The organism is Neobacillus cucumis, from assembly GCF_002860255.1.
Lineage (GTDB): Bacteria > Bacillota > Bacilli > Bacillales > Cytobacillaceae > Neobacillus > Neobacillus cucumis_A.
In genome coordinates this window covers 1-20051 of record NZ_PGVE01000090.1, presented here as the reverse complement: position 1 = coordinate 20051, position 20051 = coordinate 1, and the positions used below count along the sequence as shown (strand labels likewise).

The window sequence follows — 20051 nt, the reverse complement described above, 5'->3', positions numbered from 1 at the left end:
TATTTAAATAAAAGGTTAGTTTAATAAAAAAAATAGGCAGTATCTTATATAGATTCTGTCTATTTGTTTTTTAGCTGGTCTCATAGACTATAGTAGTGGAGCGAAGAGAGGGAGAGGGAATGTACTTTTACGGATCAACTGGTGTAAATAAGAATGGAAATCTGGAAATAGGCGGAGTAGATGCCGTTGAATTAGCACGGCAATACGGTACTCCTTTATATGTGTATGATGTGGCCTTAATGAGAGAAAGGGCTAGGGGCTTTAAACAAACATTTGATGAGTTAAACGTGACTGCCCAAGTAGCCTATGCCAGCAAAGCTTTTTCAACCGTTGCAATGATTCAGTTGGCGGAAGAAGAGGGGTTATCTCTAGATGTTGTATCTGGAGGAGAGTTATATACGGCTATTGTAGCAGGATTTCCAGTGGAAAGGATTCATTTTCACGGAAATAATAAGAGCAGAGAAGAGTTAGAAATGGCGTTAGATCATAGGATTGGCTGTATTGTCGTTGATAACTTTACTGAACTCGAACTGCTAAAAACATTGTGTCGAGAGAAAAATGCGTTTGTCCATATTCTATTAAGGATTACACCTGGAATTGAAGCGCATACTCATGATTACATCTTAACTGGTCAGGAAGATTCAAAATTTGGTTTTGATCTTCAAAATGGGCAAGCTGAAAAGGCATTAAGAATAGCAATGGAATGTGACTCTTTTGATGTTCTGGGACTGCATTGTCACATTGGTTCTCAAATTTTTGAAACTACTGGGTTCTTACTGGCAGCCAAAAAAATAGTTGAAAAGCTTGAACAGTGGAAAATTGAGCTATCTTTTGAAGCCAAAGTCCTAAATTTAGGCGGCGGCTTCGGTATTCGCTATACTAAGGAAGATGAACCGATTCAACCTTCACAATATGTCCGGGAAATTATTACAGAAGTAAAACACTTAGCTGAACAGCATTCCTTAAAAATGCCGGAAATTTGGATTGAGCCAGGGCGTTCACTTGTAGGTGATGCTGGTATTACCTTATATAAGGTAGGTTCATCAAAAGAGGTTCCAGGCGTAAGAAAATATCTAGCAGTTGATGGGGGAATGAGTGATAATATCCGTCCAGCCCTATATCAAGCAAAATATGAAGCGGTTCTTGCTAATAAACCATTAGCTAAAGCCAATCAAACCGTGTCTATTGCTGGAAAATGCTGTGAATCAGGAGACATGTTAATATGGGATTTACCACTTCCAGAAGCAGGGGAAGAGGACATTTTGGCAGTATTCTGTACAGGTGCATACGGTTATTCAATGGCCAATAATTACAATCGGATTCCTCGTCCAGCAGTTGTGTTTGTTGAAAATGGAAGGGCTGCACTTGTGGTGAAAAGAGAATCTTATGAGGACTTAGTCAGATTGGATTTACCATTAAAGTAAGTGAAATAACTTGAATATATATATGAAAATAAAAAAGCTGCCGCATGTTGCGGCAGCTTTTCTAATCCTTAAGAAAAAATGGATTTAATGGCATCAATCAGCCATATGAAAAACTGTTTTAGCTTTTCTAAGAAACCTTGCCCCTCCTCTGATTGTAGATATTTCGAAATCCGATCTTTTGCTTTATTCAGCTGGTCGCTAACCTGATTCCAGTCAATATTTAAATCTTTAAGCTTGTTAAAAAAATCAATTAGCCTGTTCATCTCTGCATCTGATAGAGTTACATTTAAATCTTTAGCCGCTTGTTCAATAATGCTCTTTAATTCCGCATCATTTTTCGGCTTGTTTTTAGCAATTTCCTCTTTTACCTTCGCAATCAATGCAGCCGCATTCTTATCCCCAATAGAGTCCCCCAGCTTTGCTGTTTCCACCATCTCTTGGTTAGCTGCCTGTTTGACCTCTTCAGGAATGGTTTTGTCCGCAGAAATTTCATATGCTTTAATAATTCCTGTTAAAGCGGCTGTACCAGACACAGAAATAGGTGCAGTAATATAGATGTTAGCATCTTTAACTCCTGCTGTAATTAGTGCATTAACATACATTTCATCTGTTACCCAGTTAATATTCTTTGTTTTAACAGTAATACCTGCTCCTTTTGGTGCAATAGTAATAGCCGAAGATGAAATGGCTTTTGTGCCTATTAGAGAATTCGCAACGTACTTTCCTAAATATTGATGTTCCTCCTGGTTGGTAACAGTAACAATTTGTACATCTGAAGGTGCACCCATCTCTGTTAACAAACTTTCTTTTTGTTCTTCTGTTAAATTTGCTCCTAAAGTAACAATCATATCCCCTTCGGCCATATCAGCAAAGCTGTGGATAGGATATAAACTTATTAGTGATACAATAAGAAGAATGAATAATTTTTTCATAGTATGCCTCCTTGGAAGTTTTGCTGTCGTAAAATAAAATATAAAAGCCCTTTTAATAATATAACCGAAACCCTTTATATAAACGTAATATTTTACCTGGGAGTTTCATAGTTTCACAACTTTTCGCGGATATTCTGCAACAATTATAAGAGAAAATAGATTATTTTTGTTATTTAGTGTAGAATGATGGCAGGATGAATGCATGTTTTTTGGAGGAAACTTTCTGTTATGAAAAGTAACTGGTTGTTATTTGGTATTCTAATTGGTCTTTCAGTAATATGGGGATTAATTTACTGGATTTTCATTGTTCCTGGTAAATAATGGATAACTAATTTGGAGATTGCCCATTATTTATGTATGATGTTATTTAATGAAACATAATAAATTCAAATTACATATAATGAATAAATGTTTATTATTCGATAATTTGGAAAAAATATACTATTGTTAAACCAGACGGAAAAACGGTTTATTTAATATAATGAGGGATCAAAATGTTAATTCGATACAAGAAGACTTTCGAAAAGATTGCCATGGGCTTGTTGTCCTTTATGCCAACTGAAAAGGACTTGAAGAAGCTCCAGTTAACCATGAAGAAATACGAAACAGAAGAGGATTGGCAGCTTTTTCTTTGGAAGGAAGAAGATATCATCGGGCTACTAGGAGTCCTTTTTGATCATTCCGGCAATACGATTATCATTCAGCACATATCTGTAAACCCATCACATCGTTTTCAAGGGATTGGGAAAAAAATGGTGAAGGCATTAAAAGAAATCTATACGGATAAAGTAATTATTTCAAATGAGAACACCGCTCCATTTATTGAAAAGTGTGATGTATGTTAAGATACGAGAAAAGGCAACGGATTAGCCGTTGCCTTTTCTTAATTTTAATGATTGAGCTCTTTCTTCAATTACGCTTGTTCGATCACGTAAGGAGTGACGATTAACAAGATGGACATTAAATAAATCACTGTCTTTACCCCAAACCAAGCCATGCATTTCACAGTATCTTCTGCCCAGTTCCAATAGTACGTGATCATTGATGGGGAGGTTAAAGCTAACATATTCCTGTTTGTTTGAAATAATCGATAAACGCTCTTTTAATAAGGCGAATAGCGATTGTGATTCAATTCCAAGCTGTGTTAGACATTCGGACTGGTTTTTAAAAATTGTTATTGCTTTTTCTATTGTTCTCTTGGCACCAATAAAGTTGCTTCTTCTGTGATGGTAATTTGATACGGCTAATAAAATAAATCCGACCCAGATGGAATTTTTCCTTCCTTCATTTTTTTTCCAATATTCCTCAAGAATTTCGTGGCACTCAAAATAATCTCTATCACCATGAAAATGAGCTAAAAATTGGATATACTCTTTTGGGTACAAAAAATCCCCCCTTAATAAATGATCTAGGTTTAGTTTATCATAATGGGCTTTCCCTTTAACTATAAAAAAAGACCCACCAGTATCGATGGGTCCCTTTGCTTCCATATTCCTTAATGTTTTAATAAGCGTCCAATGGGCGCTTACAACTACTTAGTAAACCCAGGAAGCACCAACAATTATTAGCAAAATGAATAAAACGACGATTAAAGCAAAGCCGGCTCCAAATCCGCCATCCATATGAAAGACCTCCTTGTAAGTTTTTGTTCTTTCAATGACATCATATGTAGGAGATTTGTCCATTGTTATGGGCAAACATCCAGTCTTTACGATATAAAGAGGAAAGGGTGATTTTTCTATTGGATAACAAACTTGAATCCTCTATACTTATAATAGTTATTATGAAACAGGAATTCAGTTAATTTTATTTTTTAGAATTTTGGTGAATGAAGATGCCTTATCAGGTAAAAATTGATGCATTTGAAGGGCCGTTAGATTTACTTCTCCATTTGATTAATCGGCTCGAAATTGATATATATGATATTCCAGTAGCTGAAATTACCGAGCAGTATTTATTATATATCCGAACAATGAATGAATTGCAGCTAGACGTTGCCAGTGAATTCTTAGTTATGGCTGCGACATTACTTGCGATTAAGAGTAAAATGCTCTTGCCGAAACATGAAGAGGAATTAGATGAAGTGGACCAAGAAATGGCTTATGAGGAAGACCCCAGAGATGAGCTTGTAGAACGCTTAATTGAATACAGGAAATATAAAGAAGCAGCACATGATTTAAAAACCTTAGAAGAAGAACGAGGGCTGATGTATACGAAACCCCCAAGTGATCTCTCTGATTTTACCAAAGAGAGTAATCCTGAACAAACCGAATTAAATGTATCATTGTATGATATGCTTGCTGCTTTTCAGAAACTATTGCGCAGAAAGAAATTGCAGAGGCCAATGGCAACAAAGATTGCCCGTCAGGAGATTTCGATTGAGAAAAGAATGACCGAAATCATGGATGAATTAATACAATTGAAGGGAAAGAAAAATTTTAATGACTTATTCCCATACCCAGCAAAGGACCATATAGTAGTCACCTTTTTAGCGGTATTAGAGCTAATTAAGAGAAAAGTCGTTGATGTAGAGCAGAAGGAAAATTTTGGGGATATTTTTGTTGAAGCTGTTAAGGAAGGGGCAAATTAGATGGAAATCATAAATTGGAACAGCATATTAGAAAGTCTATTATTTGCCGCTGGAGATGAGGGTTTATCATTAAAACAACTAGCGGAGGTATTAGATGTCGATGAACTACATGCTAGTGAATTGATCGAGAATCTGCGGCAAGAGTATGAACGTGATGACAAAAGAGGCATTATGATTGTACAATTGGCAGGTACTTTTCAGCTTGCCACCAAAAAGGAAAATGCTGCATACTTAAAAAAGCTAGTAGATTCTCCTCATACTTCAACCTTATCGCAGGCTGCTTTAGAAACCTTGGCAATCATTGCTTATAAACAGCCGATTACTCGTGCTGAAATTGAGGAAATCCGTGGTGTGAAAACAGAACGCCCGCTCCATACCTTAATGGCAAAGGTGTTAATTAAAGAGGTTGGCAGAGCCGAAGGAACAGGACGAGCTATTCTGTATGGAACGACAAAAGAATTTTTGGACTATTTTGGTTTAAAAAATTTAAAAGAACTGCCGCAGCTACCTGAAAAAGTTGAAGAGGAATATATTCAAGAGGAAGCAGACTTGTTTTTTGAGAAATTTCAAGAAACAATTAACTCTTAACTCAATCTTCTGAAGAAATTTATGCTAAAATAAATATACAATTTAAAAAATACTTTTTTCTCATATTTATTGTGCAGCAGCTTAGTTGATAAGGAGAGGGAGTCTATTGCTAATCAAAGAGTGTAAGGGATATGAATTAGAGAAAGAAAAATCAAATACTTCAGAGGACTTTTTTAACAGAAGTGAAGTAACGTTTTTCGAAGACGGACAGGAAAAGACACTTCATGTTTTATATGTTAGGTATTTTGATGAGCTCTTTCAAGAGTTTACTCCGTACAAGCAAGACCCTGTAATAATTCAAGGAAACACTGAAGTTTATTTTAAGGATATTGTTGCACTTGTTTGCCTTTTAAAAAATCCAGGACTTCGCAGCCGAAAAAGATTATATATTAATTCTAAGTATGAATTTGCTTCTTATTTTCAAGATATAAATTTTAATAAATTACCTGAAATCATTTTAGGTATTCAGCAGAACAAAGAATTTGAACTTCGTTCTCCACTTGAGTTCATTTTGCAATCACATTAAATTAGCAAGGTTAATTTAGGAGGGTAATCATGGGAAATACATTGGTGAAAACACAACTAAATGATGTTAAAGATTTTTTAACAAAATCAATTTCAATACTAGAGAATTTTTTAAATGAAACGACAATCGCCCAATTAAATGTTGAAACAGAAGAAGATCGAGCATATGTTAAATTAATTCTTGCAAACATGCGTAAATTAGTAGTTTATAGTGAAGAAGGATTAGAAGCCTGCTCCGTTCTTTTACAAAGCGAACCTTTTCAAAAGGCTGCAGCTGAAAAAACGCTATATAAGATTTATCATCAATGTATTGAAGAGTTTTTCTCCCCTAAGAATGATGCTTGGTTTGAAAATAGCCGATCAGCTTATACAGGCAGGAACTCTATTAAATTTTATCGAAATGTATCTGAACAAATCTCAAATCTTATCAAGAGTTTAGAAAGTGATTTCCAGAGAATAAGGGAAGAACTTGAATACTATGAAACAGATTACAGAACAAAAATGATTCAATCTAAGTAACAATATTATTTGCAGGGTTAGGAAATTAATATTATTGAGAAAAGGCTGTTCTTTGAAAAGAACAGCCTTTTCTCGTTCTTAATGAATGATGTTTCTCATACCATTTAGGAGGATTATTTTTAATCTGAAATGAGGGAATTGAATGGGACGGTTTAGCAGATATGTTAACGACTTGTTTGTTTGGAATGAGCAAATGAAACAATTTCTTCAAACTGAAAAAGTTGGTGCAGACTCGGAATTATGGGACAAACTTGATGAATTTACGGAATTAATTGAAAACACGAATCGAGATCTATCAAATGAGGAACTTATTAGTCTTCAAGAAAAAGCAGAGAACATTCACCGTAATATGGAATATTATTTTAGGAATAAACAAGAAGTCGGTAAAATTTGGATTATAGAAAAAACACTTCCTCCCGGCGGACATACATTACCAGAACTACCTTACGAATATAACGCTTTAGAGCCGTATATATCCGAGGAAATTATGAGGCTCCATCATGAAAAACATCACCGTGCTTATGTAGATGGATTAAATCGTGCTGAAATCAATTTAAAGAAGGCAAGAGAAACTAATGATTTTTCACTTATAAAGCATTGGTCTAGAGAATTATCTTTTCACGGGTCCGGACATTATCTGCATACAATTTTCTGGAAAAATATGAGTCCGAATGGAGGTGGAAGTCCCACCGGTTTACTAAAAGGGGAGATGGAGAGTTATTTCGGAAGCTTTGATGCCTTTAAGCGGCATTTTTCAGAAGCTGCCAAGCAAGTCGAGGGAGTTGGATGGGCACTTTTGGTCTGGAGTCCTAGAGCAAGACATTTGGAGGTTCTGCAGTCGGAGCGTCATATGATTCTTACACAATGGGATACCATTCCGTTACTAGTATTAGATGTATGGGAGCATGCTTATTATTTACAATACAAAAATAATAGAGGAGAATATGTTGACAAGTGGTGGAATCTTATAAACTGGCATGATGTTGAGGCAAGGTTTGAAAAGGCGGCTGATAAAAACATGCTGGCTTTCTAAAATACAGGCTCGCCAATTGGCGAGTTTTGTTTATTTAGTGTCATAACAGAACTCGTCCCGCATAAACTTGTACAAATAAGAAAAGCGGAGGCGCCTTTTAGCGCCGGTGCTGGACAAGTTTGATAGATATAAAGGAGACGAGGTTAATCTGATGAGAATGATTTCAAAGCTAGTAATAATAACCCTCATGCTCTCACTATTTATTGTAAACATTCCTCAAAAGGTTGATGCATCCCTTGGTGTAAGTGCTTCGAGTGCTGTGTTGATTGAACAAAAATCTGGGCGGGTTTTGTTTGATAAGGATGCACATACAAAGAGAAGAATCGCTAGTATAACAAAGATCATGACTGCTATACTTGCGATTGAATCGGGAAAATTGAACCAATATGTAAAGGTAAGTGAGCAAGCAACAAGGGCTGAAGGGTCATCGGTATATTTAAAACCTGGAGAAAAAATAAAGTTAAAGGATCTTGTCTACGGTTTAATGCTAAGATCGGGAAATGACACAGCAGTGGCAATTGCCGAATATGTTGGTGGAAGTGTTGATGGCTTTGCCTATTTAATGAATCAGAAGGCAAGGGAAATTGGAATGTATGATACCCATTTTGCAAATCCGCATGGACTGGATGATCATGAAGATCATTATTCAACAGCCTATGATATGGCCATTCTAATGCGTTATGCTATGCAAAATAAAACCTTTCAAAAAGTATCTGGTACAAAGGTCTATCGAGCCTCAAACCCTACAGAACAGTGGGATCGGGTATGGAGAAACAAAAATCGCCTCCTTACGAAATATAAATATGCGACGGGAGGAAAAACAGGATATACCAAACGTGCGAAACGTACACTGGTCACAACAGCAACAAAAGGCGATATGAATTTAATTGCTGTAACTTTGAACGGTCCGGATGACTGGAATGATCATATCTCTATGTACGAAAATGGTTTTAAAGCTTTTGATATGGCCGAGGTGTTACCAAAGGGCCAAGTGGACATTGCTAAAAACAAAGCTTATAAGGGACATTTATATGTCAAAAAAACGATTTGTTACCCAGCAACCAGTGAGGAAATGGATCAGTTCTCCATTAAATATAAACTAGAAAAGCCGCGAAAAAGCTTGATTTCCCACGGCGAAGCAATCGTTGGGAAGGCTGAAGTTTATTTAGATGGAAGAGTTGTTCAAGAAGCTCCAATATATTTCGAAAAGGTTCAGAAAAAGGAAAAAAAGGGTTGGCTTAACTCTGTTAAAGAAATGTTTTTGGCAGTCATAGGTGTGAACGTCAATGGTTAATTACATATGGGTAGCGATGACTGTTATTGGTATTGTCTTTGCATTAATAAACGGTAACATGGAGGCAGTGAATAAAGCCGTCTTTGATGGAGCGAAAGAAGCAGTCACCTTATGTATTGGACTAATCAGTGTACTCGTATTCTGGCTCGGCATGATGAAAATAGCCGAGGAATCTGGACTTCTTCGGAAACTTACGAAATTTTTTCGCCCGCTGGTAAAGGTATTGTTTCCAGATGTACCTGCCAATCATCCTGCAATGGGATACATTCTATCAAATATGATTTCAAATATGTTTGGTTTAGGAAATGCTGCAACCCCATTAGGCATAAAAGCTATGGAAGAGCTAAAAAAATTAAATGGTGGAAAAAACGAAGCCTCTCGAAGTATGGTAACTTTTTTGGCCATCAATACAGCGAGTATTACCATAATTCCAACAACAGTTATTGCGATAAGAATAAACTATCATTCCGCATCTCCAACTGAAATCGTTGTCCCAACCATTATCGCTACGATTCTATCGGCAATAGGTGCAGTATTGATCGACCGCTATTTTTATTATCGCAGACGTCGAAAAGGATGATGAAGTATGGGGTTCCTATCGTATATTTCGCTAACTTTTATTCCTTTACTAATAGGATTTATTTTATTATATGGCACGTACAAACGTGTACCGACCTATGAGAGATTTGTTGAGGGCGGAAAAGAGGGGATTAAAATTGCGGTATCCATTATTCCTTTTTTAGTAGGGATGCTTGTTGCCATTTCCATTTTTCGAGCATCAGGTGCTTTAGACGCATTAATGAACTGGCTGAGGCCTTTTATGAAGACAATGGGAGTACCCGCTGAAATTGTCCCCTTACTCATTATTAGACCTATTTCTGGGACCGCAGCCCTTGGCATGACAAGTGATTTAATTGGTGTTTACGGACCTGATTCGTTTATTGGACGATTGGCATCAGTTCTTCAAGGTAGTACGGATACAACCTTTTATGTTTTAACCGTTTATTTTGGAGCGGTCGGGATAAAGAAAATGGGTGATGCTCTAAAGGTTGGTCTCTTAGCAGACGTAGTAGGAATTATTGTTTCTATTTTAATAGTCGTCCTTATTTTTGGTACAGCATAAATCTAAAGCTTAAAGCATGTTCTTAGCGGAGCATGCTTTTTTTGCTGGAAAATATAATAAACATATCATTTATTAAGTTATAAAAAAACATCACTAATTCTTTTTTGTTGTAATTAATACCCGTTACTTTGAAAAGTGAAGAAATTGTGTCATAATTCATTAGGATAGAATAGTGATTTTTTTCTAATTTCAATAGAAATGAATTTCTTTTTTACAAACAAAGTCAGCTACTAACAGAATTTTTTGAGGTGAAATAAATGGAAAGATTGCAAAAGGTAATTGCTCGAGCAGGAATTGCCTCTAGAAGAAAGGCCGAAGAACTAATAAAAGAAGGCAAAGTAAAGGTAAATGGCAAAGTAGTTACAGAACTAGGATTAAAGGTTACTCCGTCTGATAGAGTTGAAGTTAATGAAATACAGATAGAAAAAGAAGAGCCTGTTTATTTTCTTCTTTACAAACCGAGAGGCGTTATTTCAAGTGTAAGCGATGACAAGGGGAGGAAGGTCGTCACTGATTATTTTTCACAGTATAAAGAAAGAATTTTTCCTGTCGGGCGGCTTGATTATGATACTTCAGGATTGTTGTTATTAACCAATGACGGGGAATTTGCCAATTTGCTTATGCACCCTAAGAATGAGATTGACAAAGTTTATGTTGCTAAAACCAAAGGGATTCCACTAAAGGAAAATCTAAGAAAATTAGAAAAAGGAATCCGTCTCGAAGATGGCAAAACAGCACCGGCTAAAGTAAAGCTTCTTTCAGCGGATAGACAAAAGCAGACTGCTATAGTTGAAATTGCGATTCATGAGGGGCGCAATCGTCAGGTTAGAAGAATGTTTGACGCGATTGGTAATGAAGTCTTGAAATTAAAACGCGAACGCTATGGGTTTTTGACATTGAGCGGCTTAAAAGCAGGGGAAGCAAGAGAATTGACACCACACGAAGTAAAACTACTAAGAGCTCTTGCTATGGATCAGTCGAAGAAAAATTCATAAAATCGTCACATTTGTTTGTTGTGTTAACACTATGGTTTTGTTGTAAATGCTATAATTTTAATCAAATGTGTCGGGGGATTTACTGGAGGGGAATCTATGAAAAGACGACGATTAATGATTAGAACGCTTATTTTAATTGTTTTAGGTGCTGCCGTTGCCTATTCACTTTATGCTAATCTTACAAAAGATACGAAACAAAAAGTTGCGGTTGGGGACACAGCACCAGATTTTGCGTTAGTTGATATGCAGGGAAATAAACATCGGCTTTCTGAATATCGGGGCCAAGGGGTATTCTTAAACTTTTGGGGAACGTGGTGCCCTCCATGTAAGAAAGAAATGCCATATATTAACAATCAGTACCATCAATATAAGGATAAAGGTGTTCAAGTCCTGACTGTGGACATCCAAGAACCAGAACTTGCTGTAAATCAATTTGCGGAGCGGCTTGGGTTAGATTTTCCAATTATGATTGACACTGAGAAGGAAGTTATGAATGTCTACGGGGTTGACCTTTTACCAGCTACATTTCTTGTAGACAAGAACGGCAAGGTAGTCAAATATTATACTGGACAACTAACTGAAAATAAGATAAAGGCATTTATGGAGCAAATAAAACCTTAAGGGACCTGAGGGAGTTTTTTACAATGAACGATGTTAAATGTGAATGCGGTCATGTGAATCCACATGGAACCGTGTTGTGTGAAGCCTGTGGAAAAGTGCTGGATGAGCATGAGAAAAATAACAAAGAACTTCTTGACATGCGCTACGAAGGAAGTGCACGCCGTTCACAAACATACAATAAGACAATAATTGATAAAATTTGGAACTTTTTTTCATCAGTCAAAGTGGGGATTTGGCTGATTGTGATTACATTACTTGCATCTACCCTTGGAACAATCTTTCCGCAAAAAATGTATATTAACTTGCCGCCGGAAGTTTATTATGAGCAGGAATACGGCTGGTTAGGAAAAATGTATTACCAATTAGGTTTAGATGATTTATATGGATCTTGGTGGTATTTATTATTAATTGCTATGATTGGAATTTCATTGGTGATTTGCAGTCTAGACAGAGTGATACCCCTATACAAGGCCTTAAAAGCTCAAAGAGTAACAAGGCATGAAGGATTCTTAATACGTCAGAGAATTTTTGGTGTAACCGAGAAAGTTGATCAAAAGGATTTGCAAGTTATCAAGACCCATTTAAAGGAAAGACGATATCAGGTTCGTGAAGAAAACGGTGACTTGTTAGCAGAAAAAGGTCGTTTTTCCCGATGGGGACCGTATGTAAACCATGTGGGCTTGATTATTTTCTTACTTGGTGCAATGCTCCGTTTTATCCCGGGATTTTATGTTAATGAGGACTTGTGGGTAAAAGAGGGAGAAACGGCTGTAGTACCAGAAACCGGTGAAAAGTATTACATAAAAAATAATCAGTTTATTCTGCAGCACTATGATAAAAACAAAGATAAAACGTTTAAAAAAGCGATTGAAGAAGCCGGTCAAGTGGTAAAAAACTATCAGTCTAATGTTGTCCTGTATGAACGGGTTAGCAAAAATCTACCAGGTGAAAAACCTGAACTAAAGAAACTGAAGGAATATAAAGTCAAAGTTAATCACCCATTGGATTTTGAAGGCTATTCGATTTTTCAGTCATCCTATCGCAGTGAGTTAAAAGCAATGACTTTCGCCTTGGCTAATAAAAAAACGGGTCAGGCATTTGGAATGGTTAAAATCGATTTAGAGGACCCGAAACCAAAATATGATTTAGGCAATGGGTATTCCGTGAAGATTATTAATTATTTTCCAGACTTTGAATTTGATAAAAATGGCGAACCTTCAACAAAATCTCGTTTGCCAAATAATCCTGCCTTTGTGTTCAGTATGACTACACCGGATAAATCTAAACCTGAAACAAGTTTTGTTGCCATTAAGCAGACCATTGAACCATTTGGAGAAAATACGTATAAAATGGCATTTCAAGGTATTGAAACCAAGAATGTCTCTGGTTTTACCGTAAGGAAGGATTCATCCTTATGGGTGATAATTATTGGCGGAATTATCTTTATGATTGGTGTTATACAAGGTGCTTATTGGAACCACCGACGGATTTGGGTTCAGAATAAAAATGGACAAGTATGGGTTGCCGCCCATACTAATAAAAATTGGTATGGTTTGAAAAGGGAAATTGAGACGGTTTTAAAAGGTACCAAGCTTGACATCCCAGAAGATCAACAACAAAAGGAAACTATGGATAAGGAGGGAGTCTAGTTGGCAACAATAAGTAGTAATTTATTATTTATTGCGTTTATTCTTTATCTAATTGCCACGTTATTTTATGGTGGTTCAATTAAATCGAAGAACGGATCAAGTGAAAAACCAGGAACAAACACATGGGGGAAGATTGCTGTTTTTATAACCGTTGTAGGTTTTATTTCCCAGCTTGGTTATTTTATTACTAGATGGATAGCTGCAGGTCATGCTCCAGTAAGTAATATGTTTGAGTTTACAACTTTTTTTGGAATGGCTCTTGTTGGTGCATTTATTGTTATTTACTTTATTTATAGAACAACATTACTTGGCTTATTTACAATGCCTGTTGCAATTTTGGTAATTGCCTATGCAAGTATGTTTCCAAGGGAAATTACTCCATTAATCCCAGCCTTACAAAGTTATTGGCTCCATATACACGTAACAACTGCTGCAATGGGAGAAGCAATATTGGCGATTAGCTTTGCCGCGGGACTAATTTATCTTGTAAAAGCAATTGATCAAACTAAATCAAGTAAACAAACCTTTTGGCTCGAAATTGTTATGTTTGCACTTGTCACTGTACTTGGCTTTGTAGCAGTTTCATCGATTTTTTCTGCTATGGGTTATAGTGAAAAGTTTAACTGGGTAGATAAACATGAAAATCAGGTTGCTGTTGAGTACAAAATGCCTGCAATTACAGGACCAAATAAGGGTGAATTACTAACCAAGAATGGTTTTAACCCATTGGTTGAAATGCCGGCTTTCATTAATGCTAAAAAGTTAAATACCGTTATTTGGTCTTTATTTGGTGGATTGATCTTATATGGAATAATACGCTCTATTTTACGAAAGCGAATTGCTGCTGCACTTAAACCGCTTGTGAAAAATATTAAATTGGATTTTGTCGATGAGATTAGTTATCGCTCCGTCTTAATTGGTTTTCCTGTGTTTACACTTGGTGCCCTGATCTTTGCGATGATTTGGGCGCAGATGGCATGGTCAAGATTCTGGGGTTGGGATCCAAAAGAAGTATGGGCATTAATCACATGGCTTTTTTATGCAGCCTTTTTGCATCTACGTTTATCCAAGGGCTGGCATGGAGAGAAATCTGCATGGCTTGCGGTCATCGGTTTTGTCATCATTATGTTTAATTTAGTTGCGGTTAATTTAGTTATTGCAGGACTGCATTCCTATGCCGGATCTTAAATGTATTTGCCTTCACTTTAGTTAGTGAGGGCTTTTATAAAATCAAGAACTTTTTTATAAAAAAAACGATTTGTCAAATTATTGACACAGTTATAGGAGTATTTACCTTGAATATGTAGCAAATTGCTGTTCCATTTTGTAAAATAAACTCCATGGGGGGATTAATAATGGAAAAAGACGTGAAAATTTTAGTAGTAGACGATGAGGAAAGAATTCGACGTTTATTAAAAATGTATTTAGAGCGTGAAGAATATATAATTGACGAAGCAGAAGATGGAAATGAAGCCTTATCGAAAGCTTTGGCAAATGATTATGACGTTATATTGCTTGATTTAATGATGCCTGGTAAGGATGGAATAGAAGTCTGCCGTGAGTTAAGGGAAAAAAAGGCAACTCCAGTTATTATGTTGACTGCTAAAGGTGAGGAAATCAACCGAGTGCAGGGATTTGAAGTCGGAACAGATGATTATATCGTAAAACCATTCAGCCCAAGGGAAGTTGTCCTGCGTGTAAAAGCACTATTGAGACGTTCGTCTCAAACTAGTTATTTACAAACTGAAACAACTACAAAAGATGTGATTGTTTTTCCACACCTAACAATAGATAATGATGCACATCGGGTAGCTGCCGATGGCAAGGAAGTCAGCTTAACACCAAAAGAATACGAGTTGCTTTATTTCTTGGCAAAGGCCCCAGACAAAGTATTTGATCGTGAACAATTATTAAAAGAAGTATGGCATTACGAATTTTTTGGTGATTTACGAACTGTAGATACTCATGTAAAACGTCTCCGTGAAAAGTTAAACAAAGTTTCAGAGCAGGCTGCAAGAATGATTGTTACTGTTTGGGGAGTGGGTTACAAATTCGAGGTAATTAATGAATGACCTTTTTACGAAGTGTCGTCGGTAAACTCTGGTTTACCATTATTTTATTAGTTTCATTTGTACTGTTTATCTTAACAGTCATGCTGCTAGAGCTTTTCCAAAACCATAACATTCTCGAAACAAAGAATACCTTGACTAATACAGCTGAGAAAATTGCAAATGTCCTGGAAGCACATCCTAACGACAAATTTCCACTGGGGTTAGAAATTTCTTGGGAGATTATTGATGATGTAACCAAAGTTGTCATTGTAAAAAATGATCATGAAGTCTATTATTCTCCAAATACGGATAAGAATAAAAAGCTGTCTTTTAAAGATATTCAGAATGACCCGGACTTCTCAGCCGTTTTTCATCATAAAAAAACCATAGAAAAAGTTTCAAACCTATCGTCAAAAAATAACAACGAAGATGCAAGTTATTCGATTATTGGTGTTCCTCTGCATCTTCCTGGTGAGAAAAACGGTGCAGTATTTATTTATCAATCGCTTGAAGTAATGAAGGAAACATCCAATGAAACAACGAAATATATCTTGCTCGTTGCAGGTGTAGCTATTATTTTAACGACTATCTTTGCGTTCTTCTTGTCAACCAGAATAACATCCCCGCTCAGAAAGATGAGAGAAGCCGCTTTTGAAGTGGCCAGAGGGAAATTTGACACAAAAGTCCCGATTTTGACACATGACGAAATTGGGGAATTGGCCACTGCCTTTAACCAAATGGGCAGACAATTAAAGTTTAATATGAATGCATTGAGCCAAGAAAAAGAACAGCTTGCGAGTATTTTAAGCAGTATGGCTGATGGGGTCATCACCTTTAATCGGGATGGGACTATATTGATTACCAATCCACCAGCAGACCGGTTCTTACAATATTGGTATTATGAAAAAGGTGGTTTCACAACTGATGCTGAAGCCATACCATCTCAAGTAATGGAACTTTTTCAGAAATCATTGGAAACGGAAAAAGAGCAAATTGGTGAAATATCCCTTCAAGGCCGTCATTGGGTGATTTTAGTTAGTCCGCTTTATAGCAATCGATTTATTCGTGGTGCTGTTGCTGTTCTAAGAGATATGACAGAGGAAAGACAATTGGAAAAAATGAGAAAAGATTTCATTGCAAATGTGTCCCATGAATTGAGAACCCCAATATCTATGTTACAAGGCTATAGTGAAGCCATTGTGGATGATATAGCTGAAACGCAGGAAGAGAAAAAAGAGATGGCAAGAGTCATCTATGATGAATCGTTGCGAATGGGACGTCTTGTTAACGAATTGTTAGATTTGGCCCGAATGGAAGCAGGCCATATTCATTTATCCATGGAAGAGGTAAATCTTTCCGCTTTTATAAATCGGATTATTTACAAATTTCAAGGTATAGCAAAGGATAATGAAATCCTTTTATATGCTGAAGTGGAAAACGAAAGTTCAACAGTGTTATTTGATCCGGACCGAATAGAACAAGTGTTAACTAATTTAATTGACAATGCGATAAGACATACACCAAAAGGTGGACAAGTGAAAGTAATTGTTGTAAATGAAGACAAAGGAGTTAAAATGGAAGTAAAAGATTCCGGGTCTGGTATCCCTGAAGAAGATTTGCCGTTCGTATTTGAACGGTTTTATAAAGCAGATAAAGCTCGAACCAGGGGCAGGGCAGGTACGGGGTTAGGACTTGCTATTGCCAAAAATATTATCGATGCTCATCATGGCTCCGTTGCTGTGCAGAGTAAAATGGGCAAGGGGACGACATTTTCCTTTTTTCTTCCACGAAAAAAGTAATATAAACAAAAAAAATGCCGATTGTTCTTGATTCACAAGGAACATTTAAATATGGAAGTACCTTGACCAATTGCTTATCTAATTACAATAGGTATAAGAGAGTAGCTCATCTATGCAGATGAGCTATTTTTTCTGAGAAATAAAAGGAGTAATCCAGTATTTACCTTGAAATATCTTCCTTTTTATCTAAAAAAAGTCTATATTTATATGAGTGAAACTTTTCTATAAATATATCGACTAATATAATGAACGGGGAGGGGAATGGATGGACTCCGTTTTCGATGACCTTTATCAAAAATATCATCACGACGTTTTTCAATTTCTATTCTATATGGTTAGAAATAAGGAGCAAGCCGAGGATCTTGTTCAAGAAGTGTACATTCGGGTATTCAAAGCTTATCATCGTTTTGAAGGGAAAAGCAGTGAGAAAACATGGCTCTTTTCTATTGCAAGAAATGCTGCAATTGATTACTTCCGTAAACAAAAGGGCTGGAAGAATAGATTACTTGAAAAATTTGATTGGTCAACCAATCAGGTAAAGGATGAGTATCCAATTCCAGAAGAAATTACAGTCCAAAAAGAAGAGATTAAATGGATATACAGGTGTCTGGAATTCTGTTCATTGGATCAACGGTCTGTCATTATCCTGCGTTACTTACAAGATTTATCAATTGCAGAAACTGCACAGGCTTTAGGCTGGACAGAAAGCAAAGTAAAAACTACACAGCATCGCTCCTTAAAAGTATTGAAGAAGCATATGGAAATGTTTTATGAAAAGGAGGGATTAATTAGTGAAAAAGTCAGAGTGGAGCGATAGAGAGCTCGAAGAACTATTAAGGCAAATGCCCAGAGTACAAGATCATCGCGATCCTCATGACATTTACCAAAATATTTCTCTTAAAAAGAAAAAAACTAAAACATGGATGCTGCCAGGCCTAGCTGTAGCAGCTGTTTTGCTTCTTTTCTCTATCTTAGTTCCAAAGTTAATGGATGGGACAGAATTCCCGCATCAGAGTTCCCAAGAAGAAAAATATTCTAGTGGTAATACAGCAGCTAGAGACAAAAAGGAGAGTTCTTCTTCCGAAGGTACAGAATCTCCAAAAACAAAACAAGCGGATCTAATGAAAACAGAAACCGTTAAAACAGCTGTTTATACAGATGATATTGGTAATGGGATGGTGTTAACCTACTGGATTCCTGATGCCCAAGCTCAGATACTTATCCCAGTTTCTATTATTGTAAATCAAGATCAAGGACAATCCTGGCTTACTAAGTATACAGATATTATGGCAAATTTACAGGAAGAAGAATGGGGCTTATCAGACTTTTACCCTATAAATGCGAAGATTGAATTAGATAAGAGCGGAAGTACAGTAATAGTTGATGTCCCTTCTAATCATCAATATGGTCAAGGGTCCACTAATGAGATAAATTTTATTAATATTATTAAGAAAGATATCTCATCCAATAGCAATATAAAGAAGATCAAGTTTACAACAGATGGGCAGCCAGGTATAGATTTAGGTAATTTTGGCAGGTTGGAGGATACGGATGTTGCTTCAGAAAATAACCACGCCTACTTCTTTTATTACCCCGAGGGAAGTGATTTACCATTCTTAACACCATCAATTGAAACGTATAAGGATATAAACTCCGCTTTTGAAGCTATGAAGACAGATCAATCTATGGGCCTAAAAAGTTCTTTATCGTCAATGCCGACAATAAGTAATGTATCAATTTCTAATAAAATTATGTATCTTTCCTTTAATAAGAGTTCCAGCTTAGAGGATAATCAGCAAACGTTATGGTCTTTTGAAGCTCTTCTGTTAACCGCAAAGGAGTTTGGGGCTGAGAAGGTGATGATAAAGAACTCAACTTTGCCCTACCTAGGCCCATTTGATTTAAAAAAAGCAATTAATGTCCCAATCGCTCCCAACTCACGTAACATACCATAAAAATCTCAATCAACCCCTGTGGTTGATTTTTTTTATGAATAAAATAACAGAAGTCTCCAAATTATAACAAATATGCTCAATCTCCCCAAAGAACTTACGATTATGTTCGTTCTAATTGGAACCTTTTGAACATATTGTGTGGGGAGAGGACAAGATATTAAGGAGGAAAACAAGGTAATGCGTGACTACATAAAGAGATTTTTAATTGCCATTCTTATGGCGCTTTGTGTCAGTTTATTATTTTTAGGAGGTAAACATTCACAAGCAGCAACTATAAAATCAGCTGTAGTGATAAATGGTCATTGGATTTGGCCGGCAGACGGCATCATTTCCGATACATATGGAACACGCCAAGGGAGACATAAAGGAATTGATATTGCTGGAAGAATTGATACTCCCATACTTGCCGTTGAGGATGGTGTTGTGGAGAAATCCTATTATTCTAATACATATGGAAATGTAGTTTTTATTAAGCATCCCAGTCATTTTGTGACAGTTTATGCACACTTAAATAGAAGGAATGTATCTAAAGATCAATTGATAAAACAAGGAGATATTATTGGGAAGATGGGCAGAACAGGACAAGCTACAGGAACACATCTTCATTTTGAAGCACATCAATTAGAGTGGAGATATGATAAGAAATATGCATTGGACCCTGAAGTGGTTTTAGGTAAAGCGGATGTTGGTGAATGGGTACAGGCGGGGATTGCAAGCAGGGGGGATTCAGTGCTAGCAGCAAGTTCTCAGCTCCACTCACAACAGAATAACAGTATACAAGGCACTGGAAAAAAGGAGAAGTACATTGTTAAAGTGGGAGACACCTTGTCATCCATAGCTGAAAGAAAGAATACTTCTGTTATCGAAGTAAAGAATCTTAACCAGTTAACTACAGATCTCATTAAACCAAATCAGATACTTATTGTTCCGTCATTACACTGAAAAATCCGCAG

Annotated in this window: 22 protein-coding genes; 19 read left to right on the top strand and 3 right to left on the bottom strand. The window is 36.5% G+C overall.

What is annotated here, in order from left to right:
* The first annotated feature begins 119 nt into the window (after positions 1-119).
* The gene (lysA, locus tag CVD27_RS23480; RefSeq protein ID WP_101650971.1) at positions 120-1424 is read left to right on the top strand and encodes a diaminopimelate decarboxylase; all 1305 of its coding nucleotides are present in this window, start codon (positions 120-122) and stop codon (positions 1422-1424) included.
* A 68-nt stretch (positions 1425-1492) separates the two neighbouring features.
* On the opposite strand, the gene CVD27_RS23475 is transcribed toward lysA, so the two are convergent.
* Positions 1493-2356, bottom strand: coding sequence for a DUF1002 domain-containing protein (locus CVD27_RS23475; protein ID WP_101650969.1), 864 nt, complete (start codon positions 2354-2356; stop codon positions 1493-1495).
* 494 nt (positions 2357-2850) lie between these two features.
* Here CVD27_RS23475 and CVD27_RS23470 point away from each other — a divergent pair, with 494 nt between their 5' ends.
* Positions 2851-3201: a GNAT family N-acetyltransferase gene (locus tag CVD27_RS23470; protein ID WP_101650967.1), complete on the top strand. Its 351-nt coding sequence runs from the start codon at positions 2851-2853 to the stop codon at positions 3199-3201.
* A 21-nt stretch (positions 3202-3222) separates the two neighbouring features.
* Here the strand turns inward: CVD27_RS23470 and CVD27_RS23465 are convergent, their stop codons facing one another.
* The gene (locus CVD27_RS23465; RefSeq protein ID WP_101651267.1) at positions 3223-3741 is read right to left on the bottom strand and encodes a DUF309 domain-containing protein; all 519 of its coding nucleotides are present in this window, start codon (positions 3739-3741) and stop codon (positions 3223-3225) included.
* Positions 3742-3891: 150 nt separating this feature from the next.
* Positions 3892-3978 carry a YjcZ family sporulation protein gene (locus CVD27_RS23460; protein WP_101650965.1) on the bottom strand — a complete coding sequence of 29 codons (87 nt, stop codon included), beginning with the start codon at positions 3976-3978 and terminating at the stop codon, positions 3892-3894.
* Between the two features lie 212 nt (positions 3979-4190).
* Here CVD27_RS23460 and CVD27_RS23455 point away from each other — a divergent pair, with 212 nt between their 5' ends.
* The 17 genes from CVD27_RS23455 to CVD27_RS23375 all read left to right on the top strand — a co-directional run bounded on the left by CVD27_RS23455 (position 4191) and on the right by CVD27_RS23375 (position 20040).
* Positions 4191-4946: a segregation/condensation protein A gene (locus CVD27_RS23455; RefSeq protein WP_101650963.1), complete on the top strand. Its 756-nt coding sequence runs from the start codon at positions 4191-4193 to the stop codon at positions 4944-4946.
* A complete protein-coding gene (gene scpB / locus CVD27_RS23450) occupies positions 4947-5534 on the top strand; it encodes an SMC-Scp complex subunit ScpB (protein WP_101650961.1) in 588 nt (195 codons plus the stop codon). It abuts the gene before it with no gap.
* Between the two features lie 106 nt (positions 5535-5640).
* Positions 5641-6060 carry a hypothetical protein gene (locus CVD27_RS23445; RefSeq protein ID WP_101650959.1) on the top strand — a complete coding sequence of 140 codons (420 nt, stop codon included), beginning with the start codon at positions 5641-5643 and terminating at the stop codon, positions 6058-6060.
* Between the two features lie 29 nt (positions 6061-6089).
* Positions 6090-6578 (top strand): YpuI family protein, encoded by a 489-nt coding sequence (locus CVD27_RS23440; RefSeq protein WP_101650957.1) that lies wholly within the window; start codon positions 6090-6092, stop codon positions 6576-6578.
* Positions 6579-6720: 142 nt separating this feature from the next.
* The gene (locus tag CVD27_RS23435; protein ID WP_101650955.1) at positions 6721-7611 is read left to right on the top strand and encodes a superoxide dismutase; all 891 of its coding nucleotides are present in this window, start codon (positions 6721-6723) and stop codon (positions 7609-7611) included.
* A 151-nt stretch (positions 7612-7762) separates the two neighbouring features.
* Complete coding sequence (locus tag CVD27_RS23430) at positions 7763-8905, top strand: D-alanyl-D-alanine carboxypeptidase family protein (RefSeq protein WP_101650953.1); 1143 nt, start codon at positions 7763-7765, stop codon at positions 8903-8905.
* Positions 8898-9485, top strand: a complete 588-nt coding sequence (locus CVD27_RS23425; protein WP_101650951.1) for a nucleoside recognition domain-containing protein — start codon at positions 8898-8900, stop codon at positions 9483-9485. Before CVD27_RS23430 ends, CVD27_RS23425 begins: the two co-directional genes overlap by 8 nt.
* A 6-nt stretch (positions 9486-9491) precedes the next feature.
* Positions 9492-10028 carry a spore maturation protein gene (locus tag CVD27_RS23420; protein ID WP_101650949.1) on the top strand — a complete coding sequence of 179 codons (537 nt, stop codon included), beginning with the start codon at positions 9492-9494 and terminating at the stop codon, positions 10026-10028.
* A 257-nt stretch (positions 10029-10285) separates the two neighbouring features.
* Entirely contained in the window at positions 10286-11023 is a 738-nt protein-coding gene (gene rluB / locus CVD27_RS23415) for a 23S rRNA pseudouridine(2605) synthase RluB (RefSeq protein WP_101650947.1), read from the top strand.
* 96 nt (positions 11024-11119) lie between these two features.
* On the top strand, positions 11120-11644 hold the full coding sequence (gene resA / locus CVD27_RS23410; protein ID WP_101650945.1) for a thiol-disulfide oxidoreductase ResA: 525 nt from the start codon (positions 11120-11122) through the stop codon (positions 11642-11644).
* 23 nt (positions 11645-11667) lie between these two features.
* Positions 11668-13293 carry a cytochrome c biogenesis protein ResB gene (gene resB / locus CVD27_RS23405; RefSeq protein ID WP_101650943.1) on the top strand — a complete coding sequence of 542 codons (1626 nt, stop codon included), beginning with the start codon at positions 11668-11670 and terminating at the stop codon, positions 13291-13293.
* Positions 13294-14481: a c-type cytochrome biogenesis protein CcsB gene (gene ccsB, locus CVD27_RS23400; RefSeq protein ID WP_101650941.1), complete on the top strand. Its 1188-nt coding sequence runs from the start codon at positions 13294-13296 to the stop codon at positions 14479-14481.
* A 167-nt stretch (positions 14482-14648) separates the two neighbouring features.
* Entirely contained in the window at positions 14649-15365 is a 717-nt protein-coding gene (locus CVD27_RS23395) for a response regulator transcription factor (RefSeq protein ID WP_101650939.1), read from the top strand.
* A complete protein-coding gene (locus tag CVD27_RS23390; protein WP_101650938.1) occupies positions 15362-17143 on the top strand; it encodes an ATP-binding protein in 1782 nt (593 codons plus the stop codon). Before CVD27_RS23395 ends, CVD27_RS23390 begins: the two co-directional genes overlap by 4 nt.
* Positions 17144-17408: 265 nt before the next feature.
* Positions 17409-17960: an RNA polymerase sigma factor SigX gene (gene sigX, locus CVD27_RS23385; RefSeq protein ID WP_101650936.1), complete on the top strand. Its 552-nt coding sequence runs from the start codon at positions 17409-17411 to the stop codon at positions 17958-17960.
* A complete protein-coding gene (locus tag CVD27_RS23380; RefSeq protein ID WP_101650932.1) occupies positions 17935-19098 on the top strand; it encodes a hypothetical protein in 1164 nt (387 codons plus the stop codon). The genes sigX and CVD27_RS23380 overlap by 26 nt, the downstream gene beginning before the upstream one ends.
* Before the next feature lie 177 nt (positions 19099-19275).
* Complete coding sequence (locus CVD27_RS23375) at positions 19276-20040, top strand: peptidoglycan DD-metalloendopeptidase family protein (protein ID WP_101650930.1); 765 nt, start codon at positions 19276-19278, stop codon at positions 20038-20040.
* Positions 20041-20051: the final 11 nt, after the last annotated feature.